The 24,390-nt window shown below is 43.7% G+C and carries 22 protein-coding genes; 11 read left to right on the top strand and 11 right to left on the bottom strand.

Going from position 1 to position 24,390, the window contains the following annotated elements:
• Positions 1 to 39: 39 nt before the first annotated feature.
• Complete coding sequence (queA, locus tag IQQ51_RS12310; protein ID WP_048613454.1) at positions 40 to 1,092, bottom strand: tRNA preQ1(34) S-adenosylmethionine ribosyltransferase-isomerase QueA; 1,053 nt, start codon at positions 1,090 to 1,092, stop codon at positions 40 to 42.
• Positions 1,093 to 1,426: 334 nt separating this feature from the next.
• Here queA and IQQ51_RS12305 point away from each other — a divergent pair, with 334 nt between their 5' ends.
• Entirely contained in the window at positions 1,427 to 1,873 is a 447-nt protein-coding gene (locus IQQ51_RS12305) for a CBS domain-containing protein (protein WP_048615199.1), read from the top strand.
• Between the two features lie 69 nt (positions 1,874 to 1,942).
• On the opposite strand, the gene IQQ51_RS12300 is transcribed toward IQQ51_RS12305, so the two are convergent.
• Entirely contained in the window at positions 1,943 to 2,848 is a 906-nt protein-coding gene (locus IQQ51_RS12300) for a hydrogen peroxide-inducible genes activator (protein WP_017062525.1), read from the bottom strand.
• Positions 2,849 to 3,058: 210 nt separating this feature from the next.
• Here IQQ51_RS12300 and IQQ51_RS12295 point away from each other — a divergent pair, with 210 nt between their 5' ends.
• The 5 genes from IQQ51_RS12295 to IQQ51_RS12275 all read left to right on the top strand — a co-directional run bounded on the left by IQQ51_RS12295 (position 3,059) and on the right by IQQ51_RS12275 (position 7,071).
• Positions 3,059 to 3,667 (top strand): peroxiredoxin C, encoded by a 609-nt coding sequence (locus IQQ51_RS12295; protein WP_004740353.1) that lies wholly within the window; start codon positions 3,059 to 3,061, stop codon positions 3,665 to 3,667.
• Positions 3,668 to 3,980: 313 nt separating this feature from the next.
• Positions 3,981 to 4,724 carry a copper homeostasis protein CutC gene (locus IQQ51_RS12290; RefSeq protein ID WP_193841229.1) on the top strand — a complete coding sequence of 248 codons (744 nt, stop codon included), beginning with the start codon at positions 3,981 to 3,983 and terminating at the stop codon, positions 4,722 to 4,724.
• A gap of 99 nt (positions 4,725 to 4,823) precedes the next feature.
• A complete protein-coding gene (locus IQQ51_RS12285) occupies positions 4,824 to 5,753 on the top strand; it encodes a LysR family transcriptional regulator (RefSeq protein ID WP_193841228.1) in 930 nt (309 codons plus the stop codon).
• Positions 5,754 to 5,881: 128 nt separating this feature from the next.
• A complete protein-coding gene (locus IQQ51_RS12280) occupies positions 5,882 to 6,433 on the top strand; it encodes a porin family protein (protein WP_193841227.1) in 552 nt (183 codons plus the stop codon).
• A 146-nt stretch (positions 6,434 to 6,579) separates the two neighbouring features.
• Positions 6,580 to 7,071, top strand: a complete 492-nt coding sequence (locus IQQ51_RS12275; protein ID WP_048615195.1) for a hypothetical protein — start codon at positions 6,580 to 6,582, stop codon at positions 7,069 to 7,071.
• A gap of 9 nt (positions 7,072 to 7,080) precedes the next feature.
• On the opposite strand, the gene phoU is transcribed toward IQQ51_RS12275, so the two are convergent.
• From phoU to IQQ51_RS12255, 4 genes are all read right to left on the bottom strand, one after another.
• Positions 7,081 to 7,779: a phosphate signaling complex protein PhoU gene (phoU, locus tag IQQ51_RS12270; RefSeq protein WP_009848270.1), complete on the bottom strand. Its 699-nt coding sequence runs from the start codon at positions 7,777 to 7,779 to the stop codon at positions 7,081 to 7,083.
• Positions 7,780 to 7,853: 74 nt separating this feature from the next.
• Positions 7,854 to 8,672 (bottom strand): phosphate ABC transporter ATP-binding protein PstB, encoded by an 819-nt coding sequence (gene pstB / locus IQQ51_RS12265; RefSeq protein WP_009848269.1) that lies wholly within the window; start codon positions 8,670 to 8,672, stop codon positions 7,854 to 7,856.
• Entirely contained in the window at positions 8,673 to 10,382 is a 1,710-nt protein-coding gene (pstA, locus tag IQQ51_RS12260) for a phosphate ABC transporter permease PstA (RefSeq protein WP_017062529.1), read from the bottom strand.
• A 111-nt stretch (positions 10,383 to 10,493) separates the two neighbouring features.
• Entirely contained in the window at positions 10,494 to 12,710 is a 2,217-nt protein-coding gene (locus tag IQQ51_RS12255) for an ABC transporter permease subunit (protein WP_193841226.1), read from the bottom strand.
• Positions 12,711 to 12,910: 200 nt separating this feature from the next.
• Between IQQ51_RS12255 and ppk1 the strand changes: the two genes are divergently transcribed.
• Positions 12,911 to 15,007, top strand: coding sequence for a polyphosphate kinase 1 (gene ppk1, locus IQQ51_RS12250; protein ID WP_193841225.1), 2,097 nt, complete (start codon positions 12,911 to 12,913; stop codon positions 15,005 to 15,007).
• Positions 14,998 to 16,509: an exopolyphosphatase gene (gene ppx, locus IQQ51_RS12245; protein ID WP_193841224.1), complete on the top strand. Its 1,512-nt coding sequence runs from the start codon at positions 14,998 to 15,000 to the stop codon at positions 16,507 to 16,509. The genes ppk1 and ppx overlap by 10 nt, the downstream gene beginning before the upstream one ends.
• A 76-nt stretch (positions 16,510 to 16,585) precedes the next feature.
• Here the strand turns inward: ppx and IQQ51_RS12240 are convergent, their stop codons facing one another.
• From IQQ51_RS12240 to phoB, 3 genes are read right to left on the bottom strand one after another with little or no spacing between them, the layout of a single operon-like run.
• On the bottom strand, positions 16,586 to 17,563 hold the full coding sequence (locus IQQ51_RS12240) for a PstS family phosphate ABC transporter substrate-binding protein (protein ID WP_193841223.1): 978 nt from the start codon (positions 17,561 to 17,563) through the stop codon (positions 16,586 to 16,588).
• Positions 17,560 to 18,858, bottom strand: coding sequence for a phosphate regulon sensor histidine kinase PhoR (gene phoR, locus IQQ51_RS12235; RefSeq protein WP_048608171.1), 1,299 nt, complete (start codon positions 18,856 to 18,858; stop codon positions 17,560 to 17,562). The genes IQQ51_RS12240 and phoR overlap by 4 nt, the downstream gene beginning before the upstream one ends.
• A 33-nt stretch (positions 18,859 to 18,891) precedes the next feature.
• On the bottom strand, positions 18,892 to 19,581 hold the full coding sequence (phoB, locus tag IQQ51_RS12230) for a phosphate regulon transcriptional regulator PhoB (RefSeq protein WP_004735064.1): 690 nt from the start codon (positions 19,579 to 19,581) through the stop codon (positions 18,892 to 18,894).
• A 194-nt stretch (positions 19,582 to 19,775) separates the two neighbouring features.
• On the opposite strand from phoB, the gene rdgC reads away from it, so the two are divergent.
• From rdgC to IQQ51_RS12215, 3 genes are all read left to right on the top strand, one after another.
• Positions 19,776 to 20,690 carry a recombination-associated protein RdgC gene (gene rdgC, locus IQQ51_RS12225; protein ID WP_017062534.1) on the top strand — a complete coding sequence of 305 codons (915 nt, stop codon included), beginning with the start codon at positions 19,776 to 19,778 and terminating at the stop codon, positions 20,688 to 20,690.
• Positions 20,691 to 20,896: 206 nt separating this feature from the next.
• Complete coding sequence (yegQ, locus tag IQQ51_RS12220) at positions 20,897 to 22,300, top strand: tRNA 5-hydroxyuridine modification protein YegQ (protein ID WP_019823039.1); 1,404 nt, start codon at positions 20,897 to 20,899, stop codon at positions 22,298 to 22,300.
• Positions 22,301 to 22,334: 34 nt separating this feature from the next.
• Positions 22,335 to 22,589: a YfhL family 4Fe-4S dicluster ferredoxin gene (locus IQQ51_RS12215; RefSeq protein ID WP_004735061.1), complete on the top strand. Its 255-nt coding sequence runs from the start codon at positions 22,335 to 22,337 to the stop codon at positions 22,587 to 22,589.
• Between the two features lie 40 nt (positions 22,590 to 22,629).
• Here IQQ51_RS12215 and IQQ51_RS12210 read toward each other — a convergent pair whose 3' ends face one another.
• Together IQQ51_RS12210 and mepA are read right to left on the bottom strand one after the other, a co-directional pair.
• Positions 22,630 to 22,938 carry a hypothetical protein gene (locus tag IQQ51_RS12210; protein WP_048615188.1) on the bottom strand — a complete coding sequence of 103 codons (309 nt, stop codon included), beginning with the start codon at positions 22,936 to 22,938 and terminating at the stop codon, positions 22,630 to 22,632.
• A gap of 274 nt (positions 22,939 to 23,212) precedes the next feature.
• The gene (mepA, locus tag IQQ51_RS12205) at positions 23,213 to 24,052 is read right to left on the bottom strand and encodes a penicillin-insensitive murein endopeptidase (protein ID WP_193841222.1); all 840 of its coding nucleotides are present in this window, start codon (positions 24,050 to 24,052) and stop codon (positions 23,213 to 23,215) included.
• Between the last annotated feature and the right edge of the window lie 338 nt (positions 24,053 to 24,390).

The raw sequence follows: 24,390 nt of genomic DNA, 5'->3' as shown, positions 1-24,390 counted from the left end.
AGCACCCGTAAATTTTTGTATCGCTTAAACCAGCTTAAATTAGCTCGTTTTCTTATTGATGAACATAGCATCGCCGTAGCTGAAGAAACGATATTCGCTCTTCACGGCGTGATCGTATGCGCCCATCACATTGTCGTAGCCAGCAAATGCACTCACCAACATAATCAGTGTTGATTCTGGCAAGTGGAAGTTGGTAATCAAGCAATCCACCAACTGGTATTCATAGCCAGGGAAGATGAAGATTTCTGTATCACCAAAGAAAGGAACGAGTTCGGTGCCTTTCTTTACTGCATCTTGAGCTGCACTTTCTAGTGAACGTACTGATGTTGTACCAACAGCAATAATACGACCGCCACGAGCTTTTGCTGCAGCTACGGCGTCAACCACTTCTTGCGGTACTTCAACGTACTCTGCATGCATGTGGTGATCGTTAATATTATCAACTTTTACTGGCTGGAACGTACCAGCACCAACGTGAAGCGTCACGTAAGCAAACTCAACACCTTTTTCTTTCATGTCAGCCATTAGCTTGTCATCAAAGTGAAGGCCTGCTGTTGGCGCTGCAACCGCCCCCGGCTTTTCATTATAGACAGTCTGGTAGCGCTCTTTATCTGCATCTTCATCAGGACGATCGATGTAAGGAGGCAGTGGCATGTGACCAACACTGTTAAGAATCTCTAAAACGCTTTGATCGGATGTGAAATGGATTTCGAATAACGCATCATGACGCGCCACCATTTCAGCTTCATACTCATCGTTCTCACCAAGGAACAACTTGGTACCCGGTTTCGGTGATTTAGAACAACGAACATGCGCAAGAATGCTTTTCTCATCAAGCATACGTTCAACCAGCACTTCAAGCTTGCCGCCTGAAGCCTTGCGACCAAATACACGAGCTGGAATCACTCGAGTGTTATTGAAAACAACAAGATCGCCTGGCTCAACCAAGTCTAAAACGTCTTTAAACGAACCATCAGCTAGGTTACCGCTGTTGCCATCTAATTTAAGCAGGCGGCTTGCTGTACGCTCCTCTTGAGGGTAGCGAGCAATGAGTTCATCTGGTAGGTCAAAGTGAAAATCTGAAACTTGCATGTGTCTAGTCTTGTCTTAGTTGATGAGATTTGTGCCGTTGACGAATCATAAATCGTAGTTGCTGGATAATCGTTACGGTAAGTCAATCGTTACCAGAAACACATCGCAAACACGACTAAAAATTTCGCAGTGGGCTAGTATAGGCACACGAGCCGCAATAGCAAGGTTTACAGCACTGGATTATTGTAAAGAGGCGTAAAATAATGCTACTGATTCACCTCCTCAAACGAAAGAATTAGTTGCATAAAACTCACCCAAGAATGCGTCAGATCTCAGTTATTTTTTGGATAAAAAACTATAGTAATAGCAACAAATAAAAAAGAAGGAGGTTCGTATGATCAAGGTTGAAGATATGATGACTCGCAACCCTCATACCCTATTGCGCTCACACTCACTGGCCGATGCTAAGCACATGATGGAAGCGCTTGATATCCGCCATATACCGGTCGTTGATTCCGATAGGCATCTACTAGGTGTCGTCACACAACGAGACGTTCTAGCCGCTCAAGAATCCAGCCTACAAAACATCCCACAAGCTCAATCTTTTACTCTTGCTACTCCGCTCAACGACATCATGCACAAAAGTGTTATGTCGGTAGAGCCGCGTGCAGGATTAAAAGAATCGGCTATTTATATGCAGAAGCACAAAGTGGGCTGTTTACCTGTCGTAGAAAACCACGAACTAGTAGGCATAATTACAGACAGCGATTTCGTCACGATAGCGATCAATTTGCTGGAGCTGCAAGAAGAAGTAGAGCCAGAAGAAGCGGAAGTAGAGTAACGCTCGGAAGTGATATAAAGAAGAGCGGCCAATTCAGCCGCTCAGAGGGATTGTTGTCGCAGCGGATTATTATAGAAGCTCAGATACCACATCTGCTAACTGATGGAATGTCTCACGACGCGAAGAGCTTGGTCGCCACACAAGGCCAATATCTCGGTAGGCCTGTTGACCAGGAGGATCGATCACAACAAGATTCTGGTTTTCCAATAAACCGTGGTCGATCGCCATCTGAGGAATAAAGGTAGTACCTAACCCATTAGCTACCATTTGCACCAATGTGTGTAAGCTAGTTGCTGTGAACGGGTTTATCTTCTCTTTGTCGGTTAACTTACACGCTGACACGGCATGCTCGGTTAAGCAATGCTCGTTCTCCAACAAGAATACAGATTCGTCTGGCAGGTCATCGTATTTAATCGGAACGCGAATACCATCAGCTTGATTGCGACTGATCACCATCCGGAAAGGGTCTTGCCCAACAACTTGGCTTTCCATATTGTCTATATCGACAGGCAAAGCCAGAATCAGTACATCTAGGTCTCCATGACGGAGCGCAGCCAATAGGTTGGTTGTTGTATCTTCACGTAACAGCAGATTTAGTTGTGGAAAGCGCTGGTTCGCTTCTTGTACCAAATCGCACAAAAGAAAAGGAGCAATAGTAGGGATACACCCAACTCGCAACTGCCCTTGCATCGCATCCCCGTTACATAGATTTCCAAGCTCTACGAGATCTTGTCCTTTCGCTAGTAGCTCTCGACCGTGCTTTACCACCAGCTCACCTGCTTGCGTGAAAACCAGCGGGCTCTTTTTATCTTTCTTCTCATAAAGCGGGCAACCGATGAGTTCTTCTAGGTTTTGAATGCCTTTACTTAGCGTAGATTGACTGACGAAACAGCGATCAGCGGCATCACTGAAATGACGAGTTTCGTGAAGAGTAACAAGATAGTGAAGTTGCTTAAGACTTGGCCATTTATTCATGAAATTACTTTGTAATATGAGTAGGATAAGTTACGTAAAGGTCATTCGACCTAAGGACAGGACAAAGAATAAGCTTATCGCTTTTTTCGATTAACTTAATCTATTTAATTCGCTTTTTTCTATAGTACCGATTGTACTATAGTTTGTCCCGTAGAAACGGAGCCCAAACAAAGATGTGTTGGGCCAACTAATTTTTTAGGAGATTCCAAAATGGTACTAGTAGGTCGTCAAGCCCCTGACTTTACTGCAGCAGCTGTTCTAGGTAACGGTGAGATCGTTGATAACTTCAACTTCGCAGAATTCACTAAAGGTAAGAAAGCTGTAGTTTTCTTCTACCCACTAGACTTCACTTTCGTTTGTCCTTCAGAGCTAATCGCTTTCGACAACCGTCTTGAAGATTTCCAAGCTAAAGGCGTTGAAGTAATCGGTGTTTCTATCGATTCTCAATTCTCTCACAACGCATGGCGTAACACTGCTATCGCTGATGGCGGTATCGGTCAAGTTAAATACCCTCTAGTTGCTGACGTTAAGCACGAGATCTGCAAAGCATACGATGTTGAGCACCCAGAAGCAGGCGTTGCTTTCCGTGGTTCTTTCCTAATCGACGCTGACGGTCTTGTACGTCACCAAGTAGTTAACGATCTTCCACTAGGTCGTAACATCGACGAAATGCTACGCATGGTAGACGCACTAAACTTCCACGAGAAGAACGGTGAAGTTTGTCCTGCACAATGGGAAGAAGGTAAATCAGGTATGGACGCATCTCCAAAAGGTGTTGCAGCATTCCTATCTGAGCACGCTGACGACCTAAGCAAGTAATTACCTCTTAAGCCCGAACTCAACGCGGGTTAATGGTTGGAAGACTCTCTATAAAGAGACATAAAGCATAAGCTAATAGCGCAAAGCGCACCGCCAATCAGTTAAGAAGTAAAGTCCTATTAAAAGCCCGAAGTTAACGCTTCGGGCTTTTTGTTTTCCCCTCCTCACCGCCACCCTAAACTGCCTCTTGTGATACATAATTGAGGTAGCTCTAAACCCAAACTTTACCCCTATTTTCCTCTGCTATAACCTATTCATGTCCGTATCTAGATTGCTATGATTTCATCAGTATCTTTTTGAACGGATAAACACGATGAACACCGAAATTGAAGTCTGTATCGATAACTTAGAATCTCTTCATAACGCACTATCTGGTGGCGCGAATCGAATTGAGCTTTGCTCTTCATTGGCACTTGGCGGATTAACTCCAAGCTTCGGAATGATGAAACAAGCGGCAATAGTTTCGTCGGTTCCGGTCTACGCTATGATACGCCCAAGACAAGGCGACTTCATTTTCGATAACGACGATATGCTCTGTATGCTTGAAGATATTGAAGCTTGTGCAAATGCAGGATTGGATGGGGTCGTACTTGGTGTGTTAGCGCCGAACGGAAGTATCGATATGCCAAAAATGCAGCAACTGTCTGAAAAAGCGCACTCGTTAAAGCTTGGAATTACCTTTCATAGAGCCATCGATCAAAGCTCTGATTACCAAGCAGCATTAGAGCAGGTGATTACACTTGGATGCGAAAGAGTCCTGACATCAGGGCTTGCTGTTAATGCTGAGCAAGGCATCGATGTATTGGCAGCAATGGTCAAACAAACCGATGGACGAATTGATATCATGGCTGGGGCTGGCGTTAACGCTGCGAATGCCAAAATGATTCAAATCGCTACCCAAGTACCTGCTCTTCACCTTTCAGGTAAATCAACAAGACCGAGCCTAATGGAAAACAACTCAAGTGCTCAAATGGGCAGTGATAATATTGATGATTATCAGATCCCAGTGACAGATGCGAGTAAGATATCTGATGTGAGAGCCGCCCTCACCGCTTAGGGCAATAATCGCCAGCATAAATCCAGAGAACCTCGCTGACTAATCTAACTGACTGACGTATATTAGATTTAATAGCGCAGAAAACTTTCATGGATAGATATGGCTAAAGACTTATTCAGCTCTCTTGATTTAAACCTGTTACGAACATTTTTGATTGTTTATCAAGAAAAAAACACCAGAAAGGCTGCGGAACGACTCTTTGTTTCACAGCCTGCTGTTAGTCAGGCCTTACAGAAGCTGCGCCACCACTTCAACGATGACCTTTTTGTAAAGGTACATGGTGGCTTACAACCGACCGCTTTCTCAGAACAGCTCACCAATGAAATCAAGCCGTTTATGGACGGTCTATCTTTCGCTATTAATACATCAAACACTTTCGACCCGAAAGATATCGACTACACACTTAAAATAGCTCTATCACCTATCGTGCTATCTTGTTTATCTGGTTCTTTATTTAAGATGATAAGAGAGCAAGCTCCGAATGCGAATCTAGAATTACTCTCTTGGACCAATGCTTCTGTTTCTGACATTCAAAAAGGTGAGGTGTTGATGGGGATCAGTTACCTTGGTAGCAAAACGAGTAAAGAAGTTTATACGAAGAAATTAATTGAACTAACAGGGCGTATTTTTGTAAGAAAAGACCATCCTTTAAAGCAAGAAATCGTTACACCTTATGACGTGGTAGGGTACGATATCGCTTCACTAGTCACACCCGGTTGGAACGACAACCATAGTTTGGCATCGAATATCCTAACTGAGCTTTCTATTGAGCATAATGTTGGTTTCCGTAGTGAGCTAATTATGGCGGTCATTGATGTCATTCAACATACAGATATGTACATGCCACATTCGAATCTTTTCCTCGTTGATAATTACCCAACCCTACGCGGAATCGATGTTGTGATAGATGGCGAGCCTCCCAAAACTCCTGTTTACTGCCACTTACATACTAAAAACAGAAACTCCCCTACTACCAATTGGTTATTTGAGTTAATACAAAAAGCACTGTCAACTCAGATTAATAAGTAATACTTATTATAGAGATACCAATATCTACTTAGCCGAAAAATAAAACACTGTTTAATATTAGCCCTATCAAAACGGATACTGAACTACGAAGGATCGTGCAGTTAAGTTAACCCTAGATAGAGACTAATATGAAAATTGCACTTACTACCCTAATTTCAGCTTCACTACTTTCTGTTCCAGTTTTTGCAAACAACTTTGACAGCCAACACCGTGTGGGTATCGGTTACAACCAAACTCAGGTCGACGATTGGCTAGCGGATGACACAGTTGATTGGGGTAACGGTATCAAACTTGAGTATGGTTATGAATTTAACCGTATCGTAGGTATCAACGTTTCTTACGCAACGAATAGTGACGACGAAAACGTTGAAGGCATAAAAGCTGAGATCGATGGTTACAAGTTCCAAGTTGATGCTGACATCGGTTATAAATTTGAATTGGATGGCTTCTCTTTAAAACCTTATGGTGTTCTGGGCCTAGCTCGTCAAAGTGAAGATAATTCAATTAGCATCCTAGACAAGAAGTGGACTGAATCATACAACGATACCAGCTTAGTTGTTGGCCTAGGTGGTCGAGCTGAATTCGGACCACACCTATACACTGACATGCGCTTTGAATTTGCGAGCTACGATGACGTAGATTACAACACATTCTCATGGACTGTCGGTTACCGCTTCTAATTGAATGAAAAAGCCAGTGTCTAAACTGGCTTTTTGCGATCAGTCAATTGCTGGGTTCTAAGACCTCATCAAAGTTGACCCACTTTCGAACAATTCGAATCAAAATTCATTGCAGCCACGGACGGCTAATTGCTTTAGGTATTTTTATGAAGATAAAAACTTCCCTGCTTTTACTTTCTACCCTTTCTACTTCCGTTTCAGCAAGTGCTCTTCATCTATCCCCAGAACTAAAAATTGGCTCTTATCATGGTTTCGGAGTTCAAGCTGGCATCACTGATGTGGCAAATTTAGGTGCCGTTTATCTTAGCTATTCTCACCTTTGGTATGACAGCGATCGATATGACGAAACGGTTGATGCGTATCGTGTTGGTATCCAAAACATGTTTGGAAGAAACCAAACCCACGGCTTTCAGGCTGAGATTGGTGTGGCAAGTTATGACGGTACAAAAACGCGCTCAGGCGAAGTAGAAGAGAAAACAACACATGGTATAAGCCTAGGTGGTGCCTACGTTTACCAAGCGACACCAATGCTTGGATTACGTGCTGGTGTTGATATGAATATTTTTGATCACAACAAAACCTTTGTGCCTTACGACACAACGGTCAATTTCAATCTTGGTGCCATTATTAGCTTCTAAAGATAAGCTCTATTTTAGTGCGTCATCAAGGCTTTGATCGCCTAAGTGACGTACATCTTTACCCTTCACAAAGTAAATAATGTATTCGCAGATATTTTGGCAGCGGTCTCCCACTCGCTCGATCGCACGAGCTGACCACATCACCTGCAAAATATTGGGAATGTTCTTAGGATCTTCCATCATATAGGTCATTAACTGACGAATAACGGCCTCGTACTCCGCATCCAACTTATCATCAAGCTTGTGAACTTCTGCTGCTGCATCAACATCCATACGAGCAAAAGCATCTAATACTTGGTGAAGCATGGTGATTGCCTGACGGCAAAGGGGCTCTAACGAAACATGGAATTTCTGCTCTTTGGTTGAAGGGATCTCGATAGCACCTTGAGCAATTTTAGAGGCAACATCGCCAATACGTTCCAGATCGGTGATCGTTTTGATGATCGCCATAATCAAACGCAGATCTTTCGCTGTTGGCTGACGCTTTGCAATGATTCGAGTACACGCCTCATCAATCGACACTTCCATCGCATTCACTTTGTGGTCATCACGAATCACTTTTTTGGCCAATTCAACATCGTCTTTATGAAGCGCCTGCATTGCAAACGAGAGTTGCTGCTCCACTAACCCGCCCATGGTCAATACATGAGTACGGATCGATTCTAACTCGACATTGAATTGCCCTGAAATGTGGCGACCGAAATGCATACTTGCTCCTTGAAAGAAATGAAGAAAGCCATTTTTGTAGAGTGACTTAGCTCTAGATGACATCTTTGTAGAGGTTAGCCATATCTACCAGTAATGTAGTCTTCCGTCTGGTTTTTCAATGGAGACGTAAAAATTGAGTCCGTATCTGAGTACTCGATCAATTTTCCCATATGAATAAATGCAGTATGGTCACTCACGCGAGCTGCCTGCTGCATGTTATGAGTAACAATCACCACTGTGTATTGGGTTTTGAGATCGTTGATCAACTCTTCAATCGTCAAAGTAGAAATAGGGTCCAGTGCCGATGTTGGCTCATCTAACAACAGCACTTCAGGCTCAATCGCAACCGCACGAGCGATAACCAAACGCTGCTGTTGGCCACCAGATAAACCAAAAGCATTCTCATGCAATCGGTCTTTCACTTCATCCCATAATGCAGCAGCGCGCAGAGAGCGCTCAACCGCATCATCAAGGTCTCGGCTGTTGCTAACGCCTTGTAGCCTCAAGCCATAAACCACATTCTCATAGATAGATTTAGGAAAAGGGTTTGGACGCTGGAATACCATACCAACACGACGTCGTAAGGTCGCGACATCAACCTTAGGGTGATACACGTTCTTACCATGAAGCTTCACTTTCCCGGAAACCTTACAGCCTTCAACAAGATCGTTCATGCGATTAATACAGCGCAGCAGAGTCGACTTACCACAGCCAGAAGGGCCGATAAAAGCCGTCACCTGCCCCTTCGGGATCTGCATCGAGATATCATCAAGTGCTTGGCTCTCTTTATAGTAAAGATTTAGCCCTTCAATCGAGATAGCAATTTGCTCATCCTTCAGGTTGTGAACATCAAGTGGTGCTTGGTAACCCAAGGTTTCATTAATCGAGAACATCTAATCTTGTCCTAAGGTTCGGTATTTTTCACGCAAGTTATTACGGATATTGATGGCTGTTAAGTTCAACCCAACAATCACCGTAACCAATAAAAATGAAGTCGCATACACTAAAGGTCGTGCCGCTTCGATATTAGAGGTTTGAAAACCAACATCATAGATATGAAAGCCTAAATGCATGAACTTTCTGTCTAAGTGTAGATAAGGGAACTGACCATCGACTGGCAAGCTGGATGCTAACTTCACAACCCCCACCAGCATGAGTGGTGCAACTTCCCCCGCAGCTCTCGCGATTGCCAAAATCAAACCAGTGATAATCGCTGGGCTTGCCATCGGTAAAACAATGCGCCAAAGCGTCTCAAATTGAGTCGCACCAAGCGCTAATGAACCGTGCCTCACTGCACTAGGAATGCGCGTTAAGCCCTCTTCAGTAGTTACGATAACCACTGGAAGCGTCAATACCGCTAAGGTTAGTGCTGACCAAAGTAGACCCGGTGTGCCAAATGTCGGAGCGGGTAATCGCTCTGCATAAAACAACGTATCAATCGAGCCACCAATGGTATAGACGAAGAAGCCTAAACCAAAAACGCCATACACGATTGACGGTACACCCGCCAAGTTAATCACGGCGATACGAATCAAACGTGTCAGTGCGTTGTTTTTTGCGTATTCATGAAGATATATCGCAGCGACCACGCCAAGCGGCATCACGACGATCGACATAAGAATAACTAACAGTACCGTGCCGAAAATGGCAGGAAATACACCGCCTTCAGAGTTTGAGTCTCGTGGGTTCTCTGATAAGAACTTCCAAACTTGTTTGCCCCAGTGCCCAACCTTTTCTAGGTAAGACATATTATTCGGGTACCAATAATCCAGAATGTGACTGAGCGAGATCTCGACCAACTCTCCGGTCATATCCTCAACCAGCAAGCTTTCAACATTAAGCTGCGTTCTAAGGTGCTCAAGCTTAACTTCGGCTTCACCTAACTGGCGGTTTAATTCCAGTTTAGTTTGAGTATAGGTTTTAAGGTATTCATCGCTCACTGACTCATTGAGTTCAAGCTTACGCTTTTCTAAGCGCAGGTTTTCCAATTGCCAGCTGATATTACGAATTTCTTGGTTCACGACACGCGACGTTTCTTTACGTAACGTATCAGCGAACGCCAAGCCTTGTTCGAGCTTTTGGTCTATGTTCGAATCAAAGGTGCCAGAAGCGGTTTTAAATCCCACTGGCTTACCAAAGAAATAACCACCTCGACTTCGTTCAATCACAACCCAATCTAGCGGGGTAGTTGGTTCACGTAAGTTAACATCCAGAATGGAAACAAAGTCCGCAGGGTACAGCTCTCTGTTGGCAACTTTGATGCTTAAGCGCTGTATTAGCCCTGTCGACAAATTTTGCGGTGACAAAAGATCATGGACTTGTGGAACTTGCTCTATCGGGATGTATTTTCGTTCATATAACTGACCAACCAATACATCTTGTTTTGATACGGTTTCGTCAAGATCGACCACGAGCGATAAGTCTTTGGAATCAACTTGCCATTGGTACAAAGGTGCGGGCCAAAAATAGGTTAAGCCCTTCCAACCAATCAGCAGCATTAGGCCAAGAACAGAAAGCATACTGATGCTCACCGCCCCACCCGTTAACCAGATCCACGGAGAGCCAGATTTAACCCAAGATAATAATGACTTAAGTTTATTCATCATGATCGACCTTGCTCGTGACGTACTGAAATCAAAGAGCTGCAAAGATCGTGAGGTGCGCTAGCCAAACCACTAAAAGCCATTGATACACATTGAGGCAAACCTTTAAAACTACAGCGCACGATATTTATCTCTCAGTCTTTGTCTAACCCACTCAGCAACTGAGTTCACCGCGAATGTGAAGATAAACAGCAAAAGTGCAGCCAAGAACAACAAGCGGAAATGAGAACCGCCCACTTCAGATTCTGGCAATTCAACAGCAATCGTTGCCGATAAGGTTCTCATCCCTTCCAAAATATTCCAGTCAAGAATTGGAGTATTACCTGTCGCCATCAAGACGATCATGGTTTCACCAACCGCTCGCCCTAGGCCCATCATAACCGCAGAAAAGATACCTGGACTCGCCGTCAATAGCACCACATAAATAAGCGTCTGCCACGCCGTAGCACCCAACGCTAATGAGCCATCAGATAAATGTTTAGGTACAGAGAAAATAGCATCTTCAGCAATAGTGAAAATCGTTGGGATGACCGCAAAGCCCATAGCAAAACCAACCACTAGCGCATTGCGTTGGTCAAAGTCGATACCATAGCTGGCCAAGAAGGTTCGAATATCACCACCAAATAACAAGGCTTCAATGTTGTTTCCACCAGCAAACACCGCAACCACTGTAATCACCAATACTGGAATCAATATCAGAGCATGCCAACCATTAGAGAAGCGACCCGTTACCATCTTCGGTAAACAGAACCAAACAAGTCCAGTCAACAGTGTGCTCAGTGGTAATAACACCATTAATGAGAAGACAGCTGTTAAATGTGTCTCAACGATTGGAGCAAACCAAAGCCCGGCCAAGAATCCGATGATCACGGTCGGAAGTGCTTCCATCAGTTCTATCGAAGGCTTCACCACTCTTCGCATGCGCGGAGACATGAAATATGCGGTGTAAATAGCTCCGAGCACAGCAACAGGCACGGCAAACATCATCGCAAACAGAGCGGCTTTAATAGTACCGAATGTGATAGGTACTAAACTGAATTTCTCTTCAAAGTCATCGTTAGCCGACGTTGATTGCCAAACGTATTGCGGCTCAGGGTAACTTTCATACCAGACCTTTTGCCAAAGTGATGAGAATGAGATTTGTGGGTATTCATTGTCGACTTTAGCGACACTGATGGTGCCATCAATCAAGGTCGCCAGATGCAGTTCATTAGCAGACATAGCCGCTAATTGTGGTGATTTATCAAATGCTCGCTCGAACAACGACAGCTTTTCACTGGTCGTATAGTGGCTTTGTAATGTGCCGTTCTTATAGAAGCTATAAAAACCCTTTCTATAAGTATCAGGAAGAATAAATTGCACTTGTTCAGCAAGTTGGAAGTCTCGAATATGGGTCAGGCTACGTTTTTCATCTTTGAGTACATCGAACCACTGAGAAACCTGTCCATCCTCATGCGTAACCAACAACGAGTATGCACCAGACAATAAATCGATGCTTTTTACGGAATGCTTCGCATCATTTAAGCTAAGATCAATCACTTCACGAACATCAAAACCGTTATCTGATAGTTTCAAAACAACCAAATCCGATTGTGCTCGGAGATATAAAGTTTGCCCATCAGGTGTGACAAGCAGTTGCTGTTGCAAGCCCAGCTTATCCGATAGCCATTGGCTCTTCTGAAAAACATACTGACCAGTAAGGTCACTCTGATACCACTTAACCAAGACTCGTTGGTCACTTAACTGAGCGGCAACCGTAATCCCACGCCCATTTTTAGAGAACGCGAATTTGTCGATCGTCGCCCCATTTGATGATTCATCATTTAAAAACGGTTCAGGGAGAGTAATTTGCTCAATTTTAGGTTCGGCTTCACTGCCCTTTTTCAGCATAGGCGCACTATACTCAGGATAGAAAAAAGTAAGATTGCTTGCGCTGTCGGCAAAGGCAAACCAATTTTCAGATGGGGTATTTCGAGAAAAGGCGATGGGGTTGGCTACAACATCACGCTCAAAGTAAGAGTATGTATTTTGAGACTCTAAATCCCAAAACTGTACCAAACCGGATTTTTCGATAGTAAATGCATGTTGACCATATTCATCAACCGATAAGACGATAGGCTCTTCTACGGCAACGGTCTTTACGGCTTGGTCTGTCTCTAAACCAGTATCTGAAAATACCGGTAAAATGACCATTGCCAAGTAAACAAAGATCAATACTAGGGCAGCTAGAACACTGACCGCGCCACATGTCACCGAAAAACGGACGAGACGATCTTTCAACCATCTTTTTTTGTCGCGCTCTTTCAATGAAAATTGGGCTGAAGCCATCTGTTTATCTACCTTTTTTTAGCTACTGACATAATATGTACGTTAGATGACAATTATATTACAAGTTACGTTAAACAACTGAAACTAATAACAAGTTTGTTAGCCATATTTCTTAAAGTAAGATCATAGATTTTGTGCATTTTGCCATTCTACTTTAAAGTAATCAGCTCTATAGCCAGTACTCAAGGATTCTCATCTCGATGGAAAAAGACTATGTCACAAAAGAACTTAGCTGGTTATCCTTCAACGAAAGAGTGCTCCAAGAAGCGGCAGACAAGTCAGTCCCCTTAATCGAAAGAGTTCGTTTTTTAGGTATTTACTCGAAAAACCTCGATGAGTTTTACAAAGTCCGATTTGCTGATGTGAAGCGAAAGATCTTACTTCAAGATCCACAGCTAATCTCCAACTCACCGAAAACCTTACTGACTAAAATGCAGAGCAAAGCGAGAAAGCTCGATGCTCAATTCCATGAACTGTATAACGACTTGCTATTGGAATTGGTACGCAATCGTATTTTTCTGGTCAACGAACAACAAATCAGCGAAGAACAAAGTGGCTGGATAAAAAAGTACTTTAAGAAAAAAGTGCTGCCACACTTAACTCCGCTGCTCTTGAACGAAGATAGCCAGCTACTCAATATTCTCAAAGATGAACAAAGTTACTTAGCCATCGACATCGAGCATGAGGCATCTTCTCAATATGTGTTACTCGAAATCCCATCAGAGACACTCCCTCGATTTGTTAAGCTACCAGAACCTTCGGGTTCGCAACGTACGACTTTGATCTTGTTAGATAATATAGTTCGATTTTGTTTGGATGACTTACTTAAAGGATTCTTTGAGTATGACTCATTGCGTAGTTTTGCGATAAAAATGACACGTGATGCCGATTATGATCTTCAAGAAGACAATGAAAATAACCTATTAGAATCGATGTCTTTAGGTTTAGAACAGCGCTTAACGGCACTGCCGATACGTCTGATCTATGAGTCAGAAATGCCCGCTGAAATGCTCAACTTCTTACAAGTCAGACTTAAGCTATCTGACTATGACAGTGTCATCGCAGGTGGTCGCTATCATAACTTCAAACATTTCTCTGAGTTCCCAAGCCTTAATCGACGTGATTTAATTAATCGCCCACTACCCGCGATTAAGTGCGCGCATTTCAGCCATTACCCAAACTATTTCGAAGCGATTAAAGCTCGTGACATCTTACTTCATTATCCTTATCACACCTTTAGTCACATCACTGAACTTGTTAGGCAGGCTTCCTTTGATCCCAAGGTAACCTCTATCAAAATAAACGTTTACCGTGTTGCGGAAGGCTCAAAACTCCTCAGCTCGATCATCGATGCGGCGCACAATGGCAAAAAGGTCACTGTGGTTGTCGAGCTGCAAGCCCGCTTTGATGAGCAAGCCAACATTCAATGGACCAAGAAACTTCAAGAAGCGGGTGTAAAAGTCATCCATGGCATCCCTAGTTTGAAGATCCATTCCAAGCTGCTGCTCATCAAACGAAAAGAAGGCAAGTATACAGAGCATTATGCCCATATTGGCACTGGCAACTTCCATGAAGTTACAGCGCGGGTGTATACCGATTTTTCTCTGCTCACTGCGAATGAAGATTTGACTCAAGAGGTGAGACAAGTCTTTAAGTATATTGAAAACCCTTATCAAAAGTCCCAGTTCAAACAACTGATTGTGTCACCGAAGAATACAAGAAAACGCCTCTATCAGTTGATAGATAATGAAATACAAAACGCGATAGAAGGTAAACCTGCAAGCATCACTCTAAAACTCAACAACTTGGTCGATCGAGAGATCATTGAAAAGCTCTATCAGGCTAGCCAAGCCAATGTAAAAGTGAGAATGGTCATTCGCGGCATGTGCTCTCTTGTCCCTGGCATACCCAACATCAGTGATTATATTGAGATAGTCAGTGTGGTCGATCGTTTCCTCGAACACCCTAGAGTGATGATATTTGGTAACGCTGGAAAGCCGAAGGTCTATATATCTTCCGCTGACTGGATGACACGGAACTTTGATCACCGCATCGAAGTTGCAGCCCCAATTTTAGATCCAAAGATCAAGCAAGCCATTATCGATATCACCGAGTTTCATTTCGATGACAGCAATAAAGCTCGAGTACTAAACCAATCGATGAGCAACCCTTACATACAACCACCAGCAAACCCACTTGATTACCCGACGTCACAACTCTCCACTTACCACTATATTAAACGTATGGAGAAAGTTGCTCGCAAGAAGTACAAACAAGAGAAGAAATCATGCCGCTAATTGATAACAAACATTCTCGATGTATTGCCGCTATCGACTTGGGTTCGAACAGCTTCCACATGGTGGTTGCCCGGGTATTCGATCAACACCTGCAATTAGTCAGCAGACACAAACAGAAAGTGAGATTAGGTGATGGATTGGATGAACGTAACGTCCTATCCGAAAGCGCTATCGAGCGAGGCCTAGAATGCCTCAAGGTGTTCGCAGAACGACTGGCGGATTTTGAGCTTGATGATGTCAGAGTTGTTGCGACTCATACCCTAAGAAAAGCCAAAAACGCTAAAGACTTCTTAGAGCAAGCCAAGCCACTGTTCCCTTTTCCAATAGAGATCATCTCAGGTCAAGAAGAAGCTCGAATAATCTATAACGGTGTAGAGCACACTCAAACCGCTTCTGAATCTAAGTTGGTTATTGATATCGGTGGTGGCAGTACCGAACTCGTCGCCGGACAAGGCTTTACTCCTCTAATTATGCGCAGTTTACCGATGGGATGCGTCAACTTCACTCAACGCTATTTTGCTGACGAAGGGCTAACTTCACAGCACTTATCAGATGCTTATACTGCAGCTACTCGTCTATTGATGCCATTGATTGAAGAATACACAAAAGCCCCTTGGGAAATCGCTTTTGGCTCATCTGGTACCGCGAAATCAATAAAAGAGGTACTCATTGGCTTAGGGTTCACCGACGGTCTCATTACGCCCCAACGCCTGTCTTATTTGAAGAATCACTTATGTGAATTTTCATCATCCAACACCTTAAACCTTTCAGGCTTAAGTGATGAGAGAAAGCCTGTGTTTGCTGCTGGCGTCACCATTCTTTCAGCAACCATGGATACGCTAGACATCAAGGAGTTACATTTTTCTGATGGAGCCCTGAGAGAAGGCGTTCTTTATGACATGGAGGATCGATTTAAAGATATTGATGTTCGAACAAGAACTGCCGAAACGCTCGTCTCTCGATACCATGTAGACGTAACTCATGGCGAGAAAGTCAAAGTACTCGCCCTTGCATTGCTGAAACAAGTGCAGCCTCAAGTAACAACTGCGGTCACTAATGAGCTGTATGATCTGCTTAGTTGGGCTACGTTGCTTCATGAAGTAGGACAAAGCATTGCATTCCAAGGCTATCACCGTCATTCAGCTTATCTGCTTAAGCACACGACAATGCCAGGCTTCAATACTGAGCAGCAGCGTTTTATATCAACATTGGTTCGCTATCAAAGAAAAGCGCTCAAGCTACAAGATTTGCCGGAACTTTCTCTGTTTACCCAACAACAAATCACCCTGCTGATTCGTATATTGAGACTTGCTATCTTACTCAACCGTCAGCGAAATCAAGCACTAGCTCCAGACGTAACTCTAACGATTGAACAACAAGATAACTGGGAATTGAAAGGATCTAACAGCGATTGGTTGACCCAAAACCAACTGCTTGATTGTGAACTTAAAGAAGAGCAACAACGTTGGAAAAATGCCGGATGGTCGTTAAAGCTAAAATAACGAACCGTCAAAATAAAACAGCCTGCGACATCGCAAGCTGTTCATACGTTTTCTTCTAAGTTTGTCGTAGCCTGAATTAGAGCCCGACTTTTGCCAACTCTTGCTCTGCGAACTCAGACGGTATTGCTAAATAGCCATCTTTCTCTACAAGTTCTTGTCCTTGCTTTGAGAACACAAAAGTGAGGAACTCTCTCTCAACGGGAGAAAGCGGTTTATCTGGGTGTTTATTCACGTAAACATAAAGAAAGCGCGATAGAGGGTAATCACCACTCAAGATGTTCGCTCGAGTCGGCTCTACAAAATCAGAACCATACTCAGCAATAGGAATTAGCTTAACGCCAGCGACACGATAACCAATGCCTGAGTAACCTATCCCACTGATTGATGATGCGACCGACTGTACAACCGATGCAGAACCTGGCTGCTCATTGACTCGGTTCTTAAAGTCACCACCGCATAATGCGTTTTGTTTGAAATAGCCATAGGTTCCCGAAACGGAATTGCGCCCAAACAGCTGGAATCGATGTTTCGCCCAAGGTTGGTCGACGCCTAGATCTTGCCAATCGTTGAGCGGCTTCGTCGCACCACAGCGTAATGTCTCTGAAAAGATGCCATCAATCTGACGAAAGTTGAGCCCCTCAATAGGGTTATCGCGGTGCACAAAAAGTCCAATCGCATCGATCGCGACTCGCAGTGCTGTCGGCTTATAACCATGCTCTCTTTCAAACGCTTCAATTTCTCGCAAGCGCATCGGACGACTCATGGGCCCTAGATGAGCAGTGCCTTCTGTTAAGGCTGGAGGCGCAGTAGAAGAACCAGATGCTTGAACCTGAGCGTTAACATTTGGATAGTAAGATTTAAACTCTTCCACCCATAACGTCGTCATGCCCGCTAAGGTATCCGAACCTACCGATAATAAGCTCCCAGAAATGCCCGGAACCTTAGAATAATCAGGAAGTGAGTCGACACTCTGTTCGGCATGAACAGGGTTAACCAAAGCAAACGCTAATAATGAGCTGACTGGCAAACGCATCCTGCGTGTCAAACAACTCATGACACTGTCAGTCGATTTGGCAATGTGAAATGGAATCGACTACCGACACCCACCTCACTTTGAATTTCTAAATGTGAGTCATGGTGACTAAGCGCATGTTTCACAATCGCCAATCCAAGACCACTACCACCTGTATCACGTGAGCGTGCTTTATCTACACGATAGAAACGCTCTGTGAGTCGATGTAAGTGTTGTGGCTCGATACCGTCTCCGGTGTCTGATACATCCAAACAAGCACCTTGACTGGTCTGGTACCAACGTACCTTAACCGTCGCGCCCGGTGGTGTATATTTCACTGCGTTGTAAACCAGATTCGATATCGCACTTCTCAGCTGATCTTCATCAGCAAGAACGCGTAGGCTCTTATCGATATCAAACTCAAGCTTATGCTCTCGCTCACCACTTAGGCTTGCCGCTTCTTTCTCAAGAACCTCAAGCATCGCCGGAACGTTCACCACTTCATCCAGTTCGTGCATCGGCGCAGCTTCGATTTTTGAAAGTGTTAATAGCTGATTGACCAGACTGTTCATGCGATTCAATTGCTCGGTCATCACACCGTGAGCCTTAGGCCACATAGGGCCAACGACCATGTCTGGATCTTCCGTCATTTCAAGGTAACCCTGAAGTACGGTCATTGGAGTACGTAGCTCGTGAGAAACGTTAGCAAAGAAGTTACGACGCATGCCTTCTAGCTGTTTTAGCTGAGTAACATCACGTACCACCATCAGGTGTTCACCCTCGGTATACGGCACGATACGAAGCTCAAGCATCCGTTCCACGTTAAGTGGCGAAGGCATCTCTAACGGTTCTGAAAAATCTTGTTTATTAAGATACTTGATGAAGTCCGGCGTGCGGATCAAGTTAGAAATCGGTTGCCCTGAATCGTCTGGCCAGCGAAACCCAAGTAAGTACTGAGCTAGCTTGTTACACCAAACAATATTCCCTTCTCCACGAAATACCACAACGGCATCGGGAAGGGATTCTGCACCGTTTCTGAAACGGCGAATTAGGTTGGTCAGCTCTTTACGTTTGCGACGCTGTCTCTGCTGCATACGATAAATGCCGTTGAACAGAGATTCCCAGTTCCCAGAACCTGATGGTGGCGTTAGACGCTTCTCATCCCACAACCATGCGGACAAGCGCATTTGATTGTGTAAATGCCAGCCGAGCTGCAATACCGTAGCAGCCAGCAGTAACCAAGGTAGGTAGCCGAATATCCATCCAACTAAAACCCAAGGTGCGTAAAAAAAAGCCAGCTCCCAAGCCAGCTTTTTCCAGGTTAACTTTTCAACCATTCAGGACTCCGTAAACTGGGTAGCGAAGCCACACTAAGCCTTTGTAGAAAAACGGTAGCCCGCGCCGCGAACCGTTTGGATTAGCTTGTCGTGACCTGCAGATTCAAGTGCTTTACGCAGGCGTCGAATATGTACGTCAACGGTACGGTCTTCAACGTAAACGTTGGTGCCCCAAACGTTATTCAGCAGTTGCTCTCGGCTGTACACACGCTCTTGGTGCGTCATAAAGAAGTGCAACATTTTGAACTCTGTTGGTCCCATATCAACCGGACCTTCGCTTGCGGTAACGCGGTGAGATACAGGGTCTAACTTAAGGCCTTGTACATCAATCACGTCTTCCAGTGCGGTAGGCGTTACACGGCGAATAACCGCTTTCAGGCGAGCGACAAGCTCTTTTGGTGAAAATGGCTTGGTGATGTAGTCATCAGCGCCCACTTCTAAACCACGAACCTTATCTTCTTCTTCGCCACGAGCCGTTAGCATCACCACTGGGATGTTGCGAGTTAACTCTTCACGCTTCATGTGCTTGATAAAGTTTATCCCGCTACCACCAGGTAGCATCCAATCTAGTAATACTAGATCTGGGAAAGGTTCACATAGCTTGTTTACCGCTGTATCGTAATCTTCAGCCTCTACTGCTTGGTAGCCTTTTTGTTCAAGCACGAAACACAGCATCTCACGAATAGGTGCTTCATCTTCAACGACCAGAATCCTTCTCGACATAATTGAATAGCCTTTGTATTTAATCAACGCATTGCATTATCTGAGTTAATTATGACACTTTTGTGACCTTTGAAAACAAATTTTCATATAACTGTCTCAAACATTTCACTTTATAACTTTTGATACAGAGCTAGGGACAAATCGGATTAGATCTCATATCATGAAGCACTTCTAAAAAGGTATGAGAAAAATTTATGTGGTTTAAAAATTGCCTAGTCTATCGCTTCAACCGTGATATTGATTTCAACGCAGATCAGCTAGAGAAACAACTTGAAGAATTCCGCTTTACTCCTTGTGGTAGCCAAGACAAACAGAAGTTTGGTTGGGTACACGCAATGGGTAGACATGGCGATATGATGACGCACGTATCAGAAAACCGCATTCTTATTTGTGCAAAGAAAGAAGAGAAAATGCTACCCGCATCTGTGATCAAAGAATCATTGAACGCAAAAGTAGAAACGCTTGAGGCAGAGTCTGGTACCCCTCTGAAAAAGAAAGAGAAAGACAGCCTAAAAGAAGACATCATCATTGATCTACTTCCTCGAGCATTCAGCCGCAGCAACTTCACTTACGCGCTGATCATGCCAAAAGAAGGTTTCATTGTGGTTGATGCGAGCAGCTACAAAAAAGCAGAAGATGTATTAGCATTGCTACGTAAGACAATGGGTAGCCTGCCAGTAGTGCCAGCTATTCCAGAGCAAGCGATCGAAACGACTCTTACAGAATGGGTGAAATCAGGTGATACGCCTCAAGGTATCACTATGCTTGATGAAGCAGAGCTAAAATCTATTCAAGAAGACGGCGGTATTGTTCGAGTTAAGAAACAAGAACTAGAAGCTGATGAGATTAAAAATCACATCGAAGCCAACAAGATGGTGACGAAACTTCTTATCAACTGGCAAGACCGTATTGAGTTCATTCTTGCAGAAGATGGCAGCATCAAACGCCTAAAATTCAGTGATGAGCTCAAAGACGAAAACGACGATATTCCTCGTGAAGATCAAGCTGCGCGTTTTGATGCAGACTTCTCTCTACTTTGTGGTGAGTTCAGTGTTTTCCTTCCAAACCTATTTGAATCATTAGGCGGGTTAACTCAACCTAACGCTTAATCAGTCAAACTATAAGCTCAGGTGCTAACGGTATCTGAGCTTATTTTTCACTAAGTTCTCGCTTATATCTGCCTCTCTGCCCTCTTGTTAATGTCATTGCTATCTTTAGGGCTATCAACCAAACTCATTTTAGCGTAAAATTTGCGCCCCTTTGATATCACTTGGTGGTATCAACCTGACTTGAGATCAGATTAGAGAACGAAGTAATGACTACACAAAAACCATTTGTACCTGAACTATTATCACCGGCAGGAAGCCTTAAGAACATGCGTTACGCATTCGCCTACGGCGCAGATGCAGTTTACGCAGGCCAGCCACGTTACAGCCTTCGTGTTCGTAACAACGAGTTCAATCACGAAAACCTACAAATCGGTATCGATGAAGCTCATGCTCAAGGCAAAAAGTTATATGTTGTATGTAACATTCAGCCGCACAACTCTAAGTTAAAAACATTCATTCGCGACCTTAAGCCAGTTGTAGACATGGGCCCTGACGCGCTTATCATGTCAGATCCTGGTCTTATCATGATGGTTCGTGAAGCATTCCCTGAAATGCCAATCCACCTTTCGGTTCAAGCAAACGCAGTAAACTGGGCGACCGTTAAGTTCTGGTCAACCCAAGGCGTTGAGCGTGTAATCCTATCTCGTGAGCTATCGCTTGAAGAGATCGAAGAGATTCGCGAACACTGCCCAGAAACAGAGCTAGAGATCTTTGTTCACGGTGCACTTTGCATGGCTTACTCAGGCCGTTGCCTGCTTTCTGGTTACATGAACAAACGCGATCCAAACCAAGGTACTTGCACGAACGCTTGCCGCTGGGAGTACAAAACAGAAGCAGCGAAAGAAGACGAAAACGGTCAGATCGTTGAAGCTAATCCAACTGGTGTCGCTATTCAAGAAGTTGAAGTTCAAGATGAACGTCCAGACAACACACTAGGTCTTGGTAAACCAACAGACGAAGTGGTTCTGCTTTCTGAATCACACAAGCCAGAAGAGAAAATGGCAGCGTTTGAAGATGAGCATGGTACTTACATCATGAACTCAAAAGACCTTCGTGCAATCCAACACGTTGAGCGCCTAACTAAGATGGGGGTTCACTCTCTCAAAATTGAAGGTCGTACTAAGTCTTTCTACTACTGTGCACGTACTGCTCAGGTTTACCGTAAAGCTATTGACGATGCAGTGGCAGGCAAGCCATTCGATGAAAGCCTAATGGGTACCTTAGAGAGCCTAGCTCACCGTGGTTACACTGAAGGCTTCTTACGTCGCCATACACACGATACATACCAAAACTACGAGTACGGTTACTCTATCTCTGATACTCAACAGTTTGTTGGTGAGTTCACAGGCAAACGCCGTGGCGACCTAGCGGAAGTCGAAGTGAAGAACAAGTTTCTAGTAGGCGACAGCTTAGAAATGATGACACCGAAAGGTAACGTTGTTTTCAAACTGGAAGTTATGGAAAACCGTAAATCTGAAGCGGTCGACGATGCGAAAGGTAACGGTCACTTTGTATTTATTCCTGTACCAGCAGATCTAGATCTAGAGTACGGCTTACTGATGCGTAACTTGAGCGAAGGCCAAGATACACGTAACGCTTCAGGCAAATAATTTTCACTTAAGCGACTTACTTGAGAAGAAAACAATGGCTCTGTTAATTACTGACAAGTGCATAAACTGCGATATGTGTGATCCTGAATGCCCAAATGGTGCAATCACTATGGGTGACAGTATCTTCGAGATCGATCCAGATTTATGTACAGAGTGTAAAGGTCACTACGAAAAGCCAACATGTCAGTCAGTGTGCCCGATTACAAAATGCATAATCACTGACCCAAACCATATTGAAACTGATGACGAGCTACTCGAGAAGTTTGTTATCATTCAAGGCTTGACCTAAAAAAGAAAGGTTCAACTTAACCATAAGTTGAACCTTTTTTTTATCCTGATTTCTCGATTGGATAAATATTGCAGAAGAGCTCTTTTTCAAATTGATATTCGAGTCGTTCTCGCCAGTTTATTGATTGAGCTATCGGAACAAGATAAAAGTTTTCCCTGCCGGTATCGGTCACAAATGCCATTCCATACTGCATCAATTCGTAATGAACATCATTTACGAAGCTAGGGTCTAAACGTTGTCTGCCTGTCAGTTGGGTAATGTCATCTCTCGAAATAGAAATACCCGAGCTTTCAGCGTTGAACCTATGTCTTAACCATTCTGAAAATTCCTTTGCACAAATCATAGTCATAGTCTTATCCTTGAATTATCTATCGACGGGTATCAGACTCTGATTTCGTATACTGCATATAAGCCGCATCTTTCACCCCAAAAACACTCAATCCCTGACCAAACCTTGTCAAATTCGTCATCGCCTTTGCTGATATCGTTATTGGTTTTATCAATATCAAACGATGTTCTTAATCTCGTGTTTATAAACTCTAGACAAAAGTGTGATGTTTCTCCAGTTTTAGAGTCGAGAAAACCAGTGGCAGTACCACTGTAAAAAGCCTCGATGAACAGGATTACTTATTCGATATCAAGGCCAAACACTGACTTGGCATCACTTTAACTTTTTTCTTTTTCTTAGTTTTCGCTACTTTTTTAGGAGGTGGAACTGGAACAGTCTTTGGAGCCCAACTTGCAAGTTCATCCCCACAACCATCACCTTTAGGAGGGCTCGCTTGAGCTATGCAGTTTGAACTGCCTTCAGGACACTTTAAACGAACGTGGAAATGGGAATGGTGTCCCCACCAAGGTCTTATTTTGCCTAACCAAGCTCTATCATTAGCGTCAGAGTCTTCTTGTTCACAAAGGGTTTGCTTGATCACTGGATGAACAAAAATACGCACCACTTTTTCGTCTTTCGCCGCATAACGAATAACTTGAAAGTGAGCATCGGTCCAATTCGATTGACGCAATTTGTAGTTGGTAAGATCCACAACGCTCACAGGTTTAGGCACCGCTAACTCTTTCTCTGACAACCTCTTACTGGTTAGCCTTAACCATATATCGATATCTAACCCTGTTTGATGACTTGAATGACCCGAAGAAAAGCGCCCTCCTCTAGGAAGAGAAATATCACCGACCAATAAATTAGTATTGAGTTTCTCGCTGGTCGTGACACCTAACCTCTCAATAAACTTAATAGCTTCTGTATGGCCATAGTAGCGCTCTCTTTGAGGGCGAATGATCTGATACCCCAAACCATTAATCGGCAAAGCCTGCGCGCCGTCTAGACAGCCATTGGCATAGCTTCCAATTGATGAGGGTGAATTTTTAGTAGGGTGACTCTCTTTTTCCCACGAAGTTGCTGATAGAGAAAATGAACAAAAGAATACAACCAGTGCAAAAAAGAACCTCATAATAATCCTAAATTACTGACGCTTACTCATTATATTAGTCGCCATTTAGGATTAGGTGCATATCGTATTTAAATTTTTGGTGGTAGCCAGTGAATTAAATGGGTTAACGCTTTAAAACAGGAAAGGGGAAAACAGAAAAATGTCGCTATTGATGAATGATGAAGCGTAATGGCTGTTTATGCCAAGCTACCTTCTGTAACTTATCAAAATCCAGAACGCAAAAAGGCTCTAGTCTTTCGACTAGAGCCTTAAATATGGCAGGGGTGGAGAGATTCGAACTCCCAACACGCGGATTTGGAAAACGAAAGAAATTAATTTAAAAACAAACACTTACTTAA

This window comes from Vibrio sp. OPT18 (assembly GCF_015163615.1).
Taxonomy (GTDB): Bacteria; Pseudomonadota; Gammaproteobacteria; order Enterobacterales; family Vibrionaceae; genus Vibrio; species Vibrio coralliirubri.
This window is presented reverse-complemented; position numbering and strand designations above follow the sequence as displayed.